Origin of the sequence: Escherichia sp. F1 (assembly GCF_046764225.1) — a bacterium.
Lineage (GTDB): Bacteria > Pseudomonadota > Gammaproteobacteria > Enterobacterales > Enterobacteriaceae > Escherichia > Escherichia coli.
The window spans coordinates 4973049-4989604 of record NZ_CP177202.1; the positions used below are offsets into that span (position 1 = coordinate 4973049).

Consider the following 16556-nt stretch of genomic DNA (forward strand, 5'->3'; position numbering starts at 1 on the left):
TTTAAATAGTAACCTTATTATTACTACAACTTTCATATGGATGAGGGGAAAGAAAATGGTTGATAACGTAACTGTTGGCAGTGTATGTGCACAATCTCCTTCTTTCATGCCTGATTTGGATGGAGGAAAAAATAAAACTCAATTGATCGTTGACGATATAGTGGCGTATCTTAAAAATCCTTCAGTTTATTCACTTGAAAAAGAGGGGCCGTTAAATCATTTTTTTAATAATTGTAGCGAGATTGAACCATGGGTTTTAATCGGTGGTGGACTTATTATTATTGTCTCCACATCTGAGCAAGACCCTGAAAGTCTGATTGTAACTGTGGGGGATATTGAAGGAAAGTGTGCTACACAGATTCCCGTACCACCTGCGCTTACAACATCCCTCAAAGATATTTTTATTCGTCCTCATACGAACGCAGATGATGAGAGTTTTACTAAAGAGCAGAAAAAAGCTAATAGTAAATATGATATTGTAGATTATAACTGTAAGGTTTATTTTAATGAAAAACCAGAAGATTTAGTCGTGTGCAGGCATATTTCGCTGCAGTATTGTATAGATTCAATGAATGAAAATACAGGTAAAGTTCCATTGAAGGAATGCTATTCAACTCCAGAAGGGATACAGCAACATTTTCCATACGAGCTTGATCAGCAATTTGATAATCTAATAAACAATCCACCACCAGGTACATGCGTCGTTGCCAGTGACAAGTTCGGGGAGATATTATCTGTCTTCTTTCACAGAATGGAAAAAGAGAAGTTAACGCATATGGCGGCAATCGTTAAATCTCAAAAACACGCTATGGCCGTCCGCTTGAGGATAAAACAAACGCCTGCCGGCGAAACTGAATATGTTGTATCCTTTTATGATCCTAATGCAACCAATACTGCAGTACGCTATAAAGCAAAAAACTGTGATTCTTTTGGGTCATTACAATCATTTATAAATATTGAGTTGGCGAATATAAAATGGGTAAAAACAGAGATTTGCTCCGAGTGTGTAGGCATAATTCCTTATCTCCCTCGAGAGCAGGCCCATTTATTAAGTGGTATAGACAATGAATTGCAACCACCATTATCACCATCAGCATTATATCTATTAATGCAAATGGGGACGTATGAAAATATTGTTCTTTTTTTCGATAAGTTAAGAAATTCCCAAGAAATGACAGTATCAAAGGTTCTTGAGATTCTTGCTGCTAAAGGACCAGGGGGAACATATGGGTTATGTATGTCACTGCAACACGATAATCTTAATAAGATTAATGAATATATAACAAATTTAAAAGAGTTGGCCAGAAAATTTAACTTTAGCCGGGAAGACCTGGAAACTCTACTCCTTGCGAAAGATAACCGTGGTGTGAGCGCGATTTCTGTAGCTTTATCAAAAAATAAAAAAGAAAGTGTCAAGGTATTGTTCTTGGCGATAGATGACTTTGAGAAAGAGTTTGGAGTAAATAAAAATGAAATACTTCATAGTGTAGGAAAAGAAATAGACTCAATTTATGATTTAAATAGCGCTATTAGAACCAATGATTATAATGTTGTTAATATATTGCTAGCCAATATAAAAGCCAAAATGTTTAAAAATGAAATAAATAAAGAAGATATATTGAAACTGATGGCTGCAAGAGAAAAATGGACGGGGGAGTCAGACAAATGGACGAAGGCATCAGGCTTATATTCTGCGATAGTGAAAGGGTATACGGAGATTGTTGCCGCCTGGATGGAGACAGCTGATGTGATAGCCAGCCATTATGAAAATGATAAAGATGTGGTGAGAGAACTACTGTCGCTGAGCAGAAATAATGCTGTCTGCTCTTTGCATATTGCAAGCTTTAAGAAAATGAGTAAAGAGGTCATTGACGTATATCTGAATGCGGCGATTCGCCTGACGTTGCAACACGGGTTCACTTTCGATGAAATTGTGGAGCAGTTTACCCGTGACTTTGATGGCAAGTCATTCTCTCATGTGGTAAATAACGGGGATGATATACATATGGGACTCTGGCTGAAAATATTCAAAATTGTAGTTGGTGAAAATGAAAATTACCTTAAAGATGTGATGATGCAGCTGGAAGAAAAGAATAATGAAGGTAAATCTGTAATAAGTCTGGCAAATGGCAATCCTGTACTTAAAGAACTATTCTGGAAAGCAGTAGACGAATTTAACTTTCCGCAAGAGGAGCTTAATAGGTTAAAGCAATATCGTTCTCTGTAAAGACAGGACTGCAAGGTGTTTAAAGTCGCTCCAGCCAGTAGCAAATGCAGTTTTGGTGCAGGATGCTCATAAAAAAACAAGCGCTGTTCCGTTCTGATAGTTAGTTTCCCCAGAACGGAACAGTGCCCTTTATATCAATTTAGACGAGTCGATACAGAAGCTGGAAAATAGAGCTAACTCGTTAATCTATCAGCGATACATTGCCTTGAAAATATGGCTATGGGCACATTAAAGGACACAAAAACCAAATAGCTGGTGGAACCACGGTTAAAACCATCACCCTATGAGGACTTAGGGGAGTTCTGCTTTTATTGCAGATGTTCCCGTAATGGCAATAGCTTTTGCCAATGAATCGAGCCTTCTTAATAACTGAGCATAAGATTTTATGCGGCACGCATAAGCCCTCTGTTATGAGGCGATAAGCATAGTTTTTGCGTACTGACTTGCGCTATAGTCCCCACGTTGCGGCAAAACCGCAACCGGAATTGGCGTTCCGAATTATCACGAGTGTCGGTAGCGATGTTTGCAGTGCTACTGGCGCGGCCTGCGCTCGCCCCTTCAATGGTGGCTCAGGCAGGGGCTTCGAAAGAAGCGCCGGGTCGTGATAACCGGTACGCCAACCCTGTCTGGGTCACCACCAGTGAGCCTGGCGTCTCCGGTGGTGGCGTTAACCTGCTTATCACGAAGCGGAGCGCTGCGTATGTGTCCTGTCCCTGAATTTCCCATTGCACCAGCCTCCGCCGGAGGTATCTATGAAAATCACCGTAGAACAACCCTCAGCCAGAGAACTGGTCGATCGCTCGCGAGTCCTGGTGCATGTGATGCTCGAGCATCCTGACGATATCGGCCCGAATTATGCGTTGCTTCTCATCCTTGCCGACCAGCTACAACTGTTAAGGGATGCTTTTGAAGAGGATGAGATCAGACGGCTTAGGGATGAGAAATTACCTCAATAATTTTTACAGCGACCACAGCATCAGGGACAGATGTTGTGGTGTGTTTTGGTACAATTCGGAATCCAGCGATACATTCGTTATCTGAATCCTTCAAGTTCCCCCATTTATTGTCTACTAAGTAAAAAGAAAGTGGGGGATGCGTTGTGCAATCTAAGGCTACTATAATCTATTGATTTTATTAGGCTATGTTATAAATCTGGTTCTCAAATTTGCTCTGGCTAGTAAGTGTTGTATGTTTTAATTGAAAACTAATAAATAGTATTTTACTATCAATTGGTTAATAACTGTTTATATAAAGGATTATGATGAAACAAGAGCATGTACTAATACAGTTTTCTACGAAAAGGCCTTTTTCTAATAAACCTGAAATGCCAGAAGGTGCAGTTTATAATAAAGCAAAGGGTTATTGGATTAGAAATGGAGAACCTTTAGTGTCATATACTTCAGAATATGGAACTAGGGCTACCAAGAAGTGTGATGTTGAAACTGGAGAGGATCAAAAAGGAGAATGAAAAATTATGTATTGATCCTATCAAGTATGTATGATTTTTCCACGGATTTGGTTGTTCAGCGACTGGAAAATAATGGCGATAATTTTATTAGGCTAAACAAAGAGCAATTAAGTGATTATGAGATTTTTTTAGATCCCATAAATAAAACCCTAAGGGTGAAAGGTGAATATGTTGATGTAGAAACATCTAATGTAAAATCAGTTTGGTTTCGACAACCAGTTTTTCTAAGAAATACTCCAGGGCGTAGCATTGATATAAATGAGCAGCTTTCATTATCACAATGGAATGCTTTTCTTAGGGGATTAATGGTTTTTGATAAGGCGTATTGGATGAATTGGCCGCAAGCAACATATGCTGCTGAATCTAAGCCATATCAGCTAATGATTGCAAAAAAGATAGGGTTTTCTGTACCTCAAACGATTATTAGTAATTCTCTTGGTTTTGAGAAACTCCCTTCAACGAAGTTTATTATAAAGTCGATGGATACCGTTTTACTTAAAGAAAATGATGATTGCTATTTTACATACACATCGAAAGCTAATCCTGCGGACTTTACTTTAGACAAAACCAAACAAGCACCGATAACGTTTCAAGAATATATTGAGGATAAGTTAGATATTAGAGTTACTATTGTTGGCTCCAAAGTATATGCCGTTGCAATAAAATCTAATGGTAATGCTATCTCTGATGATTGGAGAACCTTAAAAAAAGAAGATCTTGAATATGTCGACATTGAACTTCCTGTTAGAATTAAAAAACTTTGCATAGAGTATGTTAAGTTACTTGGGTTGAATTATGGTGCTATTGATTTTATCAAAACAAAAGACGAATATATATTTATTGAAATAAATCCAACTGGTGAGTGGGGATGGCTTTCTAATGATAAAAGAGAAATTGATTACGATATTGCAAAGAAATTATCTGAGGCTAATTAAAATGTTTTCTAGAATTATTGAGGAAGTTTTCCCATTTCTTTATTTTTACTATATTGCCAACAAAAAAACAGTTAGTGTGTATGATATCACCTTTTCAAACTTTGAGTTTTACTCAGGATTATCGGATGAAAAAATAGTCGAGAGACTTGAGAGCGAGCATAATAGAGCCAAGGAGATAGATGATAAGACTTTTAAATTTACATTGGCATTAAGTATATCATTAAGTATTATAAGTGCCGGTGCCAGTGGGGTTGTTAAATTTCTTCCTGAAAGTCACTTAAGCCCATATATATCGTTTGTGTTTTTTCTTTCTTCTTTTTATATGTTGTGTGGAGGTCTTATCTCATTGGGTTCATTAAAAACTCTACCAAAATTTGGGTATGGAACGTATTTTGAGATCAACAAAAATAGAGAATCTTTAATTAAGGCTATTATTGGTCAGGAAAAGGTTAATATAATACGGCATATAAGGAATGAGCTTTCTTATATGAGTTTGCGAAATGGGTTTTTACTAATCCTCTTTGCTCTTATTTTGTGTTTATTTATATTGGCTACCAGTTTTTTTGTGAGTCACTTACGATTTGAACCGTTGACATCTTACTGTCTATGAATAGTTATTAAAATTCTAGTGATTGAGTTTAATTTCCTCACCATTTACAAATATCAATCCTTCGCGAATTAGCTTCTCCAGCCAGCGCGAAAATTTCTTCTCGACGTTAATTCCCTTAGCCCGTAGATCGTCGCGCAAGAGCGCGCGGGTACAAGGCTTATTCTGGCTGATGCGTTGGTTAATACAGCGCCATAACGCCGTATGGTTGCGGGTAATATGAGGAACGCCGGGTGGTATGCCACTACTCAGTAAGTCATCGTCAGGTTGCCTGGGCTCGTCATTCAGCACCAGTGAGGTCACTGGTTCGCCATCGCTATCGGTATAGATAACGACTTCCTCAAGATCGTAGGCGGTGACCTCCGGCATCTCCGCATCTTTTATCTTTGTACAACTCAGGGTGATAGCGTTGCGACATCCCTCGCGCCTGACGTTAAACTCGGCATCCAGCGCAGCCTGAAAAGCACTTGAACCGCGTGCGCCCCGTTCCTGATCCTTACCCGAGTGATGAACGATCATCATCGCTGCGCGCGTATGATACCGAATGGTATCGCAACCCTGGATAAATGCGCCCATATCCCGCGCGGTGTTTTCATCTGAGTTACCAAAACAGCGGGCCAGCGTATCGAGGATGATCAGCCGTACCGGCATTCCGGTCATGTTCTGAATGTCCTTTGCCGCCAGGATCACCTGCTCGATGCTTCCCGGAGCGGCTGGAAAGATCGGGCAGTCGACGCGAAACAGGTTATCGAGCGCCATCTCGTCATTAACGCTGAGTTCCCAGGCGCGGATCCGCCGCGATACACCGGTTCCTCCTTCTCCGGCGATAAATAGCACAGCCCCTTGATTGACTCGCCTTCCGCCCCATGACGTACCGCTGGCAATATGGCACGCCAGCGATACCGCCAGAAAGGATTTAAAAGAGCCGCCGGGGCCGTAAATACTGCACAGCGCCCCGGCGGGAATAAGTCCTTTAACCAGATAATCCTGACTCGTGTTAAACCCTTCCGAGCCCCGGCGCAGCGGAAGGGAGGTGGTAAGAGTACGGTCTGATGCTGTCATGACTACGACCTGAGATTTGCAGGAAGCTGCTGGTTGAACACAATCCGGGAAATGGATTCACCGTAGTGACGGTAAAATTCATCCCAGTCGCTCAATGTGGCGCCTGCAGGGAGAACCACACAGCCCTTCACAACCTCGGCAGCGGCGGTTGCATTCAGCAGCCCGGTATTTTTCTCCTGACTGCAATCATTATCGCCAGCCAGGATAAGGTGGCATTCAGGCCACTGCGCCCGGAAAGCGATGGCCACATTTTTCAGGTTGTGTGCCGACAGGGCAGCAACGACCGGAAAATGATGAAGGCATGAGACCGCAAGCGCGGTTGCATATCCTTCGGTAATAATGATGCCTTCCGGTGGTTTGTTGTCCGGTGCCCAGGGTTCCGGTCTACCGTTGCGGCTCGCCTGATGTACCGGGCAAAAACAATCCTTCAGATGACTACCGGGCAGCAGGTACTTTTTCCCTCCAGGATGAATGAACTGCGCACCTGTCAGCTGCACGCCTGTATTTCGAATTGGCAATACCAGCGTACCCGCCCCGAAATGCACGCCGCAGATTGTCCGGCTACTACGTTCAGTCAGAAGCCACTGGGCTTGTCGCCAGCCTCGCGTTGTCAGATACGGCGCTTCTCCGGATTCACAATGGCGAAGCAGTGTCTTAATACGCGATTCCATATTCAAAGCCTGTGATTTTTCCTTGGCTGGCGGAACCAGCGGTACAGGATCCATGTCCTGCACCATTCCGGCGGCCGCAACCAGTGCGCAATCGAAGAAGCGGGAAACCAGATCCAGTCCGTCACCTGCGCCGCACTGATTGCAGAACCATGTACCGCGCCCCTCCAGATCATCCATCCTGAAGCGATCCTTACCCCCACAATAGGGACACGGGCCATGCCGATGATTTGGTGGAATAAAAATGCCAAGTTGTTCAAATATTTTCGGCCAGTTATTGCGTACCCGATCGGAGACGGCAGAAACGTAATAGCTCATGATTGCCTCCCATACACCTGCTGGATGTAGCGCCCTCGATCATCGCCATGACCAAGATCCATCGCAACCATCGCCCTGGCTTCCTTTATACTCAGCCCCAGTCCCTGGTAGTGCGCCATCGCTTCCTGCGCCCATGAATAGCGCAGACTGTGTGGTGCATAGGGGCCAGTCAGCCCTGCGCGAACTGCGCTGCCACGCCAGTAATTCATTGCGGCGCGCAGATCGGGTTTATTGAGCAAACGTCCCCCGCGTTGTGTCATCAGGGGTATAGCTTGGTTCAGGATGCTGCGTAGCCTTTCAGGTTCGAGCACCACCGTCTGACGGGAACGTGATCCTTTGGTGCCAAAAACCACCTGCAATCGATTTTCTCCACGCTCTAACGCAGCGGCCCATGTCTTCAGAGACTGACAACACTGCACCGCTTCCTGTGAACGCAAACCCATTGCTCTGGCAAGCTCCAGCGTCAGAGCCAGCCCTTCATCCTTTTCATGAAAAGCAGACAGCGCCGACAACCAGCGTTCTGAGGTTAATGGCAGATGCGTTCCTGCCCGGCTGGCGTTACCCAGCCCGAGCGCTTTATTGCTGATGCGCTCCGATTGGGCAAATTTTTGACGTCCAGACTGAGCAAGGATGGTGCGCAGGGCAGCCATCTCGTTTTGTAGCGTGCGTGGCGTAATTCCTGCTTCCCGTCGCGCCATCACGTAGCTTTCGATATGTGACGATTTCAGATGCTGGAGATCCTGAATCTGGATATTCAGCTTGTGCAGATGCTGGCTTAAACGCCCGGCGATGCGGAGGCGATCATGGACTGTTTTAAAACTGCCGCCAGCCAGCAGGGCGAGTTTTTCCATGCGTTTTGTAAGTTTCGACATAGCTACTCTCCACTCAATTCTCCGACGCGCGGTTGGGCACAGCGTGCTGTGCTGAACGATACCGGTGCGCCGGAGAATGCGCGGATGAGGTATGACGGGGTACGGTGATGCACGAATGCAGCCGCCTGCTCAGGCAGGTATATCCCCACAGGTAAAATAACCTGTCCTCCGGTATCGGTTCGGTAGTGCTGGTTTATCCTCCTGGTAAGTGAATTTCTGACATCTGTTTGAGTGTCAGCCTGTTTGTTGCAGTGAATTTGCAGGCAGTAGCTGGGTTGAAGCTGATCTGTGTGCTGGCGTCACTTTCACTCGCTTACGCTCTTAAAAGTGACGCCGCGTTTTGCACATTCAGCAGGAAGTACGGACGCAAAGCCTTCGGCAATGCCGCCCGACTTCTCTACAGCGTTCTGTCTGTCGCTACGCTTGCAACAGGGTAGCGATAAAGGGTGTGGTCACCTGTATCGAGACAGGAGGTCAGTTTCAGACCACGCTTCGTTCCCTGGTTGACCGGGGGGCTGACCGCCAAAGGCGCTTCTTACAGGTCGCAGTTCGTCTTAGAACAGGAAGCTTTTAGGGGTACTGCTATGAGTTGGGGATAGGGTAGATCTGGGGAAGGGGGGAAAGCTGCGGGAAACTGTTTTTGGGATTTGAAAATTTTTCCTAGTGGAGCCAAGAAGTAACTTTGTTATGAAAATGAAGTTCAAATCTAACGGTTGCGGGGGATGCTTCTTTAAGTCGAAGTAAATCTTACGATATCAACAACCAAAAATGTTGGTGAGTGTCCACTTACAATGTGTGCATAACAAAAGTTAAGTTATCTCACTTTCAACAAAAATTTTTCCGTCAGAGGATTCCATCATTTATCGCTAGAGAGCGAAATTTTTTAGTATCTTCCGGATCCAGGAAACTAACGCATAAAACTGTGTGGTATGATATGCCGCAAAGCGAAGAACAATAAGAATTGAGTTATCTAAATTTAGTTGGTCGTTGGTTGTGATTGAAGGGAGTAAAAACAAATAAAAAAATTATTGTGATTGCAAGCTGATCGATCGTACAATGCGATCACTTGAATATCTCGGGAGGTTGTTATGGCTTTCGTATCTCTATCAACGATGGCTGCGAAAACTGGCCGTATGGTACAAAGCAACCACGTTACTGTTACTCAAACTAAACGCGCCACTGGTGCTGTTGAACTGGGATTCAGAATTGGTCGCACTGCCATGGATGCAACTGGTATCGAAACAGGTGACCGTGTTGATATCCTTTACGACAGTGAATCATCATTGTGGATGATAAAAAAAATCCCAGAGGGTGGTTTTGGAGTTGCAGGACAAAAGAATAAAGCAGGTGAGTATTCATCCTGTGCAATCAGAATCACACTACGGCCAGGGTTTCCTCGTCTGTCTGATGATGATGATGCATCGGTTAAGCAGTTTTCACAGGATTCAGACACTCAGATGGAGAAAGGACAAATTATCTTCAAGTTGGGTGATGAGTAGGAAGACAGCAAAAGGAAAAGGCGAAGATCAGATCTAAAGTTTGGCGACTCTTTCTGATCTCCGCCTACAGTAACCAGTGTTGCACTGTTGGCGTGCAATTGGCTGTGCATAATATTATGCATATCCGCGCACCGTATCCAGCTTTTTTGGTTTTTTTTGACCGAACGTAGCTGCTACCAATAGTGTTTCCTGTGGTTCCCTTCTGCGTCTTATTGTTTAGATATCAATAGATAAGAGGCTTTTTATGGAACACTTAACCATTCCTCCTGCGGTCGCTCGTAATGAGCTTGCGTTAAAATTTTCGGCTCACCCAGCAGTTTTGGTGATGCTCAATCGTATGAAGAATTCACAGATTGTTGTTTTGTGTTCACTTCTTCGGGGTGACCGTTTGACTTCTGCTGGAAACAATATCACGGCTGATTTTGAAGTGACTCGACTCCCAGCGATCATTGAGATTCTTGAGAAGAAATACTTCATTCCTGTTCAGCACTGTAATGTTATTACGACATCGGTTACAGCGCGGAGTGCAACAACTCAAACATTCTATGTAATGGACAAGGACACTATCTCTCAGATTCTTTCTGAGCCTGAAGCCGTTTTTCAGGAGAAGCGGAGAGCCTTGGTTAAAACCGAAGCCTTGAAAGCTCAGAAAAAACTAGATGGCTTAATTAAGAAACATGGCGGAGTCACCGAAACCTTACTGTATCTCACTCATCATGCTTACAAGGATAAAATGTTAAGTAATGAAGAGTGGAGGGAGCTGGATGAGAAGTTCATTGAGATTCTGAATGAACTAAACGCTGCGTAGGCATTTATTATATCATCGATAGTTCCGGCATTTGCCGGAACTATTCTTTATACATTACTAAGTTGTTAATTTGATTTTGATGCGTCAATTGGTATTGATTTCATAAGCCTTCCCAAACTTCCCGATAACTACCTTCCGCCCCTCCTCAATCTGCGCATCAACAAAATCAGCCCAGGACTGAAGCATCTCCCGGCGCTGATTCAGGTACTCTGCACGGTTGTAGACACCGCGAACGCCGCCGATCTTATGCGCCAGGCATTTCTCCACCCAGTCTGAGTTGTAGCCTTGCTCATGGAGCAATGTGCTGGCAGTACGCCGGAAGTCATGAATAACAAAATCCCTGACGTTCAGATCCAGTGTACGCACTGCGCAGTTAAGCGTTGTTTTGGAGATCGGGCGTCGGTGGTCGTTTCGGCTGGGGAAGACGTATGGAGAATCTCCGGCCAGAAATTTTAACTCTTCGAACATCGCCAGCGCCTGCTTTGATAGCGGAACAATATGCGGGTTATCCATCTTCATTCTTTCGCCGGGGATACGCCATTCCAGCGCGTTGAAGTTAACCTCACTCCATGTCGCTTCAATCAACTCCGATTTACGCACCATGCAGATGATCAGCAGGTGCAGGGCCAGCTTGTGGCGTCGGTTCATGTTAGAGGTGTAGATCCCCCGTAACAGGATGCCGATCTCTTCTGCGGTTAGCGCCACGTCACGGCTCGTTGCTTGCGCGATATAACGAGCCTCGATAGCAGCTGCCGGGTTGTTGAAGATGATTCCCCTGGAAATCGCATAGGCCAGCATGCGTTTAAGCACGTTTCGCGTCAGCAGCGCGACGTGATCGGAACCTCGTTGCTTGATGCGGTCGAGCACGACCTGAATTTGGGCGGTTGTTAGTTCTTCCAGTTCCAGCTTCCCGATGATGGGAATGATGTCCTTCTCGATAACGCGAGTGACATTGCGCGGATCGCGGTTACTTTTTTCAACGATATCGGTCAGCCAGCGCTTGGCGAATGTTTTGACTGTTGTTGGGTCTTTCTGTTTAAGCTTTTCTTCCTGTTTTTTCTGCGCGGGATTGATGCCATGGGCCACCATTGAGCGGCACTTTTCACGCCAAAGCCGCGCTTCTGCAAGTGAGAAAGCCGGGTATTCGCCCAGCGTGATCTTTTGCGATTTGTTGTCAAAGCGGTAGCGGAAACGCCAGATTTTCCGTCCGGTGGGAAGAACTTCAATCACCAGCCCGTCATGATCGGCAAGTTGCCAGGGACGGTTTCTGGGAGTAAGCGTGCGTAGTTTGGTATCTGAAAGTGCCATATCTCACCTCTACAGTGTGTCCATGAGCATCCTTTCTAATTGATTGTTTAATATTGGGTTATTAACGCCTTATTTTTTACTGTGTCCATGAGAAGGCTGATTTGAGCGTTTTTTATACCGTTTTTTGTGTCCATTTGATGTGATTTTTAGCGCAAAAAAATGAACAATGACACACGGAGAATTTAAAGATGGGCACAATTCAGGACACAAAAATCGCGGATGAACCCGCACGATTATGGACGAGTATGGAAAGTAAAAACCCGCATTAACATGCAGTTAATGCGGGTTAGTGGACGTTCACGGACGAGGATGGACTAAAACTTATTTGCCAATACAGAAGCTGGAGAAAATCCGCCCCAGCAGGTCGTCAGAGGTAAACTCCCCGGTGATCTCGCTTAAGTTCTGCTGCGCCAGGCGCAGCTCTTCCGCCAGCAATTCACCAGCCCATGCACCCAACAGTTGTGCTTTGCCCTGTTGCAGATGCTCCGCCGCTTGTTCCAGCGCCTGTAGGTGACGACGACGCGCCAGGAAGCCGCCTTCCATGTTGGTGTCAAAGCCCATGCTCTGTTTGAGATGGTTACGCAGCACGTCCACGCCTTCGCCAGTCCTTGCCGAGAGACGAATTAACGCGTGACCGTTCACTTCACTCATTCCCAGCGTTTCGCCGGTGATATCGGCTTTATTGCGCACCACGGTGATCGGCAGTTTCGCTGGCAGGCGGGCGATAAATTCCGGCCAGATCTCTGCCGGATCAACGGCGTCTGTCGTGGTGCCATCGACCATAAACAGTACGCGGTCGGCCTGTTCAATTTCCTGCCACGCGCGCTCGATACCAATACGTTCCACTTCATCACTGGCTTCACGAAGTCCGGCGGTATCGATGATATGCAGCGGCATTCCGTCAATGTGGATATGCTCACGCAGCACGTCACGCGTGGTTCCGGCGATATCGGTTACGATTGCTGCTTCACGGCCCGCCAGCGCGTTTAACAGGCTCGATTTACCGGCGTTAGGACGTCCGGCAATCACTACTTTCATCCCTTCGCGCAACAAGCTGCCCTGACGCGCTTCGGCGCGTACCGCGTCGAGATCGGCAATTACGTCATTGAGCTGGGCTTCAATTTTGCCGTCGGAGAGGAAATCGATCTCTTCATCAGGGAAATCAATTGCCGCTTCGACGTAAATGCGCAAGTGGGTGAGGGCTTCCACCAGATGGTTGACCCGTGCGGAGAATGCGCCTTGCAGCGAGTTAAGTGCCGAACGGGCCGCCTGTTCCGAACTGGCGTCGATAAGATCCGCAATCGCCTCAGCCTGGGCTAAGTCGAGTTTATCGTTAAGAAACGCGCGTTCGGAAAACTCACCAGGGCGGGCAATCCGCAGGCCGGGAATGGTCAGAATGCGTTTTAACAGCAGGTCGAGGATCACCGGACCGCCATGACCCTGCAGTTCCAGCACATCTTCACCGGTGAACGAGTTCGGGCCAGGGAACCATAGCGCAATCCCCTGATCGAGCACGCTGCCGTCGGCGTCTTTAAACGGAAGATAATCGGCGTAGCGCGGCTTAGGCAGTTTACCCAGCACGGTTTCGGCAACTTCACGGGCTTTGAAGCCGGAGATGCGCAGGATGCCAACACCGCCACGTCCCGGAGGCGTGGCCTGGGCTACGATAGTGTCATTATCGCTCATGATGTTCCTGTTGCTTTGTGTGGCGGATGCGCGGTGCTTATCCGCCCTACGAAAAGAAAAAAGGCGGTCAACTGACCGCCCTTATTTTAGCGAAAACTCACCGAATCAGGATTTTTTCTTCTCGCGGCTATGCAGGCCACGTTTTTCCAGACCACGGTAAATCAGCTGCTGCTGAATAATGGTTACCAGGTTGCTGACGATATAGTACAGCACCAGACCTGACGGGAACCACAGGAAGAACACGGTGAAGATGACCGGCATAAAGGTCATGATCTTCTGCTGCATCGGGTCGGTCACTGTGGTCGGCGACATCTTCTGAATGAAGAACATCGTTACGCCCATCAGGATCGGCAGGATGTAGTACGGGTCCTGTGCAGACAGGTCGTGGATCCACAGTGCAAACGGTGCCTGACGCAGTTCAACGGAACCCATCAGCATGTAGTACAACGCCAGGAAGATTGGCATCTGGATCAGCAGCGGGAAGCAGCCGCCCAGCGGGTTAACCTTCTCAGCTTTGTACAGCGCCATCATTTCCTGACTAATACGCTGTTTGTCATCGCCCAGACGCTCACGCATTGCCTGAATCTTCGGCTGCAGCATACGCATCTTCGCCATGGAGGTGTACTGCGCTTTGGTCAGCGGGTACATGATGCCACGAACGATAAAGGTGATGATGATAATGGAGAAGCCCCAGTTACCCACAAAGCTATGGATCCATTTCAGCAGTTTGAACAACGGCTGAGAGATGAACCACAGCCAACCGTAATCAACGGTCAGATCCAGGTGCGGAGCAACAGCTGCCATTTTGTCCTGGATTTCCGGGCCAACCCACAGGGTGCTGTTCATCGCGCCAGTCTGACCAGGCTGAACCAGTACCGGTTGAGACTTGTAGCCGATAGCGGCGATGCCGTTACCCAGATTAGCGGTATAGAAGTTATTGGTACCGTCGTTATGCGGGATCCACGCCGTCGCGAAATACTGTTGCAGCATCGCCACCCAACCACCTTTCGAAGAGATGTTCAGGTTTTCGTTATCGGCAATGGTATCGAACTTGTATTTCTCGTACTTCTCGTCAGGCGTGGAGTACGCCGCGCCACGGAAGGTGTGCAGTGCGAAATTGCTGCTTCCGGTATCGAGATGCGGTGGCAGAGTGATAGATTGCTTCAACTGACCAAAGGTGGAGATTTCCAGCGGTTTCTCGCCAGCGTTCTGCACGTTGTAGTTGACGTTGACAGCGTAATCACCACGTTTCAGGACAAACGTTTTGGTAAACGTGTTGCCTGCCGCGTCGGTATACGTCATCGGCACCTGCAGTTCGTTTTGACCTTCAGCCAGCACATAAGCGTCTTTTTCAACGTTATACAGCGGACGCGGGCCGTTAGCCGGGTTATCCGGGCCATCACGACCGGTCAGACCGCTCTGTGCCTGATAAATAAACTGCGGTGAAGTTTCCAGCAGCTGGAACGGCTGGGTAGAGTTCAACTCTTTCGGGTAAGCAGGCAGCAGAGCTTGCTCAACATCACCACCACGGGTGTTGATGGTCAGATCAAGCACGTCGGTCTTAACCGAGATCAGTTTCCCCTGGCCACTGGCCGGTACGCCCTGGTCGGCGGCGCTACCCGCTGCGGTGGTCGTTGTCTGCGTGGTCTGTTGGGCCTGAGGTTGCGGGTTTTTATCCTGCTCCCAGGCTTGCCAGATCATGAAAGACACGAACAGCAAAGCGATGACTAAAAGATTGCGTTGCGAATCCATCGTTAGTGTTCTCTGGTATCAAATGGTCCGGGCGGGACGGGATCGTCACCACCAGGGTGTAAAGGGTGGCATTTTAATACGCGTTTCACCGTCAACCAACTGCCTTTTATCACTCCAAACCTGCGCAATGCCTCAATTCCGTAGCTTGAACAGGTTGGAGTGAAACGACAATGCGGCCCGAGTAGCGGACTAATCAGGCGTTGATAGACCCGAATGAGGGCTATCAGGACCCGCGAGCCAGGCGACAGTGGCGGCGCCATAATATTTCCAACGCTTCCGAGAGAGCACGGTTATCGAGGTCGGCAACCCCTTTTTTCGCCACCACCACGAAATCCATAGCCGGGAGTTCATGTTGGCGCAGACGGAAGCTTTCACGCGTCAGACGTTTAATCCGATTGCGTTCATGGGCGCGTCGAACGTTTTTCTTGGCGACTGTAAGACCGATACGGGGATGCCCCAGCGAATTCAGGCGGCCGAGAATGGTAATTTGCGGCGTGCCAGCCCGTTGTGGCTGCTGGAAGACGAATGTGAATTGACTGGGAGTTAACAAGCGTAACTCCCTGGGAAATGCGAGCTTAACCACTCAGGGGTTAGCTTTATTACTTAGAAACGGTCAGACGAGCGCGGCCTTTAGCACGACGACGTGCCAGAACCTGACGACCATTTTTAGTAGCCATACGAGCACGGAAGCCGTGAGAACGGTTGCGCTTCAGTACAGACGGTTGAAAAGTGCGTTTCATGGCGATTTCTACCTAAACTTGAATAAATTCAATGGCTTTATTGGATATCCGCCGAAAAATGAAACGATGGACACCGAAGCCATGGGTGATTAAAGAGGCCGGATTGTAATAATTGTACACTCCGGAGTCAATTCTCTTTCCTTATTTACCGCGCTTTTCCGCACCTTTTCGCGGGGAAAACGTACGGCCTCACACCAGTGAAAACCAGCATGGCGCGCCGGGTGGAGGATTATACGGGCTGACGGGTAAAGCGCAAGGATCGTCCTGGATCTTTATTAGATCGATTAAGCCAATTTTTGTCTATGGTCATTAAATTTTCCAATATACGGCGTAAATCGTGCCCGCCTCGCGGCAGGATCGTTTACACTTAGCGAGTTCTGGAAAGTCCTGTGGATAAATCGGGAAAATCTGTGAGAAACAGAAGATCTCTTGCGCAGTTTAGGCTATGATCCGCGGTCCCGATCGTTTTGCAGGATCTTGATCGGGCATATAACCGCAGACAGCGGTTCGTGCGTCACCCTCATGCAGGGTCTTTTCGACGTACGTCAACAATCATGAATGTTTCAGCCTTAGTCATTATCGACTTTTGTTCGAGTGGAGTCCGCC

17 protein-coding genes and 1 pseudogene are annotated in these 16556 nt (G+C 47.0%); 8 read left to right on the top strand and 10 right to left on the bottom strand.

Annotated elements, in window-relative coordinates; translation table 11 throughout:
- The first annotated feature begins 55 nt into the window (after window positions 1–55).
- From ACK8NJ_RS23770 to ACK8NJ_RS23795, 6 genes and pseudogenes are all read left to right on the top strand, one after another.
- The gene (locus tag ACK8NJ_RS23770; protein ID WP_411962009.1) at window positions 56–2227 is read left to right on the top strand and encodes a ShET2/EspL2 family type III secretion system effector toxin; all 2172 of its coding nucleotides are present in this window, start codon (window positions 56–58) and stop codon (window positions 2225–2227) included.
- Between the two features lie 549 nt (window positions 2228–2776).
- Window positions 2777–2896: pseudogene (locus ACK8NJ_RS23775) on the top strand (ash family protein); the annotation flags it as partial.
- 83 nt (window positions 2897–2979) lie between these two features.
- Window positions 2980–3183, top strand: a complete 204-nt coding sequence (locus ACK8NJ_RS23780; protein WP_015959185.1) for a hypothetical protein — start codon at window positions 2980–2982, stop codon at window positions 3181–3183.
- Window positions 3184–3485: 302 nt separating this feature from the next.
- Window positions 3486–3695, top strand: coding sequence for a hypothetical protein (locus ACK8NJ_RS23785; protein WP_411962010.1), 210 nt, complete (start codon window positions 3486–3488; stop codon window positions 3693–3695).
- The gene (locus ACK8NJ_RS23790; RefSeq protein ID WP_411962011.1) at window positions 3692–4630 is read left to right on the top strand and encodes a hypothetical protein; all 939 of its coding nucleotides are present in this window, start codon (window positions 3692–3694) and stop codon (window positions 4628–4630) included. Before ACK8NJ_RS23785 ends, ACK8NJ_RS23790 begins: the two co-directional genes overlap by 4 nt.
- A 1-nt stretch (window position 4631) precedes the next feature.
- Window positions 4632–5240 carry a hypothetical protein gene (locus ACK8NJ_RS23795; protein WP_004855716.1) on the top strand — a complete coding sequence of 203 codons (609 nt, stop codon included), beginning with the start codon at window positions 4632–4634 and terminating at the stop codon, window positions 5238–5240.
- A gap of 15 nt (window positions 5241–5255) precedes the next feature.
- Here the strand turns inward: ACK8NJ_RS23795 and ACK8NJ_RS23800 are convergent, their stop codons facing one another.
- From ACK8NJ_RS23800 to ACK8NJ_RS23810, 3 genes are read right to left on the bottom strand one after another with little or no spacing between them, the layout of a single operon-like run.
- Window positions 5256–6299, bottom strand: a complete 1044-nt coding sequence (locus ACK8NJ_RS23800) for a helicase RepA family protein (RefSeq protein WP_411962012.1) — start codon at window positions 6297–6299, stop codon at window positions 5256–5258.
- Between the two features lie 2 nt (window positions 6300–6301).
- Window positions 6302–7285, bottom strand: coding sequence for a primase-helicase zinc-binding domain-containing protein (locus ACK8NJ_RS23805; protein WP_411962013.1), 984 nt, complete (start codon window positions 7283–7285; stop codon window positions 6302–6304).
- Window positions 7282–8157 carry an integrase domain-containing protein gene (locus tag ACK8NJ_RS23810; RefSeq protein ID WP_411962014.1) on the bottom strand — a complete coding sequence of 292 codons (876 nt, stop codon included), beginning with the start codon at window positions 8155–8157 and terminating at the stop codon, window positions 7282–7284. The genes ACK8NJ_RS23805 and ACK8NJ_RS23810 overlap by 4 nt, the downstream gene beginning before the upstream one ends.
- 1088 nt (window positions 8158–9245) lie before the next feature.
- Here ACK8NJ_RS23810 and ACK8NJ_RS23815 point away from each other — a divergent pair.
- Window positions 9246–9656: a hypothetical protein gene (locus ACK8NJ_RS23815; RefSeq protein WP_000896275.1), complete on the top strand. Its 411-nt coding sequence runs from the start codon at window positions 9246–9248 to the stop codon at window positions 9654–9656.
- 244 nt (window positions 9657–9900) lie between these two features.
- Entirely contained in the window at window positions 9901–10464 is a 564-nt protein-coding gene (locus tag ACK8NJ_RS23820; protein ID WP_032713011.1) for a hypothetical protein, read from the top strand.
- A gap of 84 nt (window positions 10465–10548) precedes the next feature.
- Here the strand turns inward: ACK8NJ_RS23820 and ACK8NJ_RS23825 are convergent, their stop codons facing one another.
- The 7 genes from ACK8NJ_RS23825 to ACK8NJ_RS23855 all read right to left on the bottom strand — a co-directional run bounded on the left by ACK8NJ_RS23825 (window position 10549) and on the right by ACK8NJ_RS23855 (window position 16260).
- Window positions 10549–11772, bottom strand: coding sequence for a tyrosine-type recombinase/integrase (locus ACK8NJ_RS23825; protein WP_411962015.1), 1224 nt, complete (start codon window positions 11770–11772; stop codon window positions 10549–10551).
- A gap of 321 nt (window positions 11773–12093) precedes the next feature.
- Window positions 12094–13458 (bottom strand): tRNA uridine-5-carboxymethylaminomethyl(34) synthesis GTPase MnmE, encoded by a 1365-nt coding sequence (gene mnmE / locus ACK8NJ_RS23830; RefSeq protein ID WP_001282346.1) that lies wholly within the window; start codon window positions 13456–13458, stop codon window positions 12094–12096.
- A gap of 105 nt (window positions 13459–13563) precedes the next feature.
- Window positions 13564–15210: a membrane protein insertase YidC gene (yidC, locus tag ACK8NJ_RS23835; RefSeq protein ID WP_000378258.1), complete on the bottom strand. Its 1647-nt coding sequence runs from the start codon at window positions 15208–15210 to the stop codon at window positions 13564–13566.
- Between the two features lie 2 nt (window positions 15211–15212).
- A complete protein-coding gene (gene yidD, locus ACK8NJ_RS23840; protein ID WP_001307474.1) occupies window positions 15213–15470 on the bottom strand; it encodes a membrane protein insertion efficiency factor YidD in 258 nt (85 codons plus the stop codon).
- Window positions 15434–15793 (bottom strand): ribonuclease P protein component, encoded by a 360-nt coding sequence (gene rnpA / locus ACK8NJ_RS23845; RefSeq protein ID WP_328180518.1) that lies wholly within the window; start codon window positions 15791–15793, stop codon window positions 15434–15436. Before rnpA ends, yidD begins: the two co-directional genes overlap by 37 nt.
- Window positions 15794–15809: 16 nt before the next feature.
- Entirely contained in the window at window positions 15810–15950 is a 141-nt protein-coding gene (gene rpmH / locus ACK8NJ_RS23850; protein ID WP_000831330.1) for a 50S ribosomal protein L34, read from the bottom strand.
- 229 nt (window positions 15951–16179) lie between these two features.
- Window positions 16180–16260, bottom strand: a complete 81-nt coding sequence (locus tag ACK8NJ_RS23855) for a hypothetical protein (protein WP_122134670.1) — start codon at window positions 16258–16260, stop codon at window positions 16180–16182.
- Window positions 16261–16556: the final 296 nt, after the last annotated feature.

Bases quoted from the DNA above. Each gene is read 5' to 3' on its own strand.
- ACK8NJ_RS23855 (WP_122134670.1), bottom strand. From the start codon at position 16,260: ATGACCATAGACAAAAATTGGCTTAATCGATCTAATAAAGATCCAGGA.
- yidD (WP_001307474.1), bottom strand. From the start codon at position 15,470: ATGGCGCCGCCACTGTCGCCTGGCTCGCGGGTCCTGATAGCCCTCATT.
- rpmH (WP_000831330.1), bottom strand. From the start codon at position 15,950: ATGAAACGCACTTTTCAACCGTCTGTACTGAAGCGCAACCGTTCTCAC.
- ACK8NJ_RS23790 (WP_411962011.1), top strand. From the start codon at position 3,692: ATGAAAAATTATGTATTGATCCTATCAAGTATGTATGATTTTTCCACG.
- ACK8NJ_RS23810 (WP_411962014.1), bottom strand. From the start codon at position 8,157: ATGTCGAAACTTACAAAACGCATGGAAAAACTCGCCCTGCTGGCTGGC.
- ACK8NJ_RS23795 (WP_004855716.1), top strand. From the start codon at position 4,632: ATGTTTTCTAGAATTATTGAGGAAGTTTTCCCATTTCTTTATTTTTAC.
- yidC (WP_000378258.1), bottom strand. From the start codon at position 15,210: ATGGATTCGCAACGCAATCTTTTAGTCATCGCTTTGCTGTTCGTGTCT.
- ACK8NJ_RS23805 (WP_411962013.1), bottom strand. From the start codon at position 7,285: ATGAGCTATTACGTTTCTGCCGTCTCCGATCGGGTACGCAATAACTGG.
- ACK8NJ_RS23780 (WP_015959185.1), top strand. From the start codon at position 2,980: ATGAAAATCACCGTAGAACAACCCTCAGCCAGAGAACTGGTCGATCGC.
- mnmE (WP_001282346.1), bottom strand. From the start codon at position 13,458: ATGAGCGATAATGACACTATCGTAGCCCAGGCCACGCCTCCGGGACGT.
- ACK8NJ_RS23785 (WP_411962010.1), top strand. From the start codon at position 3,486: ATGATGAAACAAGAGCATGTACTAATACAGTTTTCTACGAAAAGGCCT.
- ACK8NJ_RS23825 (WP_411962015.1), bottom strand. From the start codon at position 11,772: ATGGCACTTTCAGATACCAAACTACGCACGCTTACTCCCAGAAACCGT.
- ACK8NJ_RS23815 (WP_000896275.1), top strand. From the start codon at position 9,246: ATGGCTTTCGTATCTCTATCAACGATGGCTGCGAAAACTGGCCGTATG.
- ACK8NJ_RS23770 (WP_411962009.1), top strand. From the start codon at position 56: ATGGTTGATAACGTAACTGTTGGCAGTGTATGTGCACAATCTCCTTCT.
- ACK8NJ_RS23800 (WP_411962012.1), bottom strand. From the start codon at position 6,299: ATGACAGCATCAGACCGTACTCTTACCACCTCCCTTCCGCTGCGCCGG.
- ACK8NJ_RS23820 (WP_032713011.1), top strand. From the start codon at position 9,901: ATGGAACACTTAACCATTCCTCCTGCGGTCGCTCGTAATGAGCTTGCG.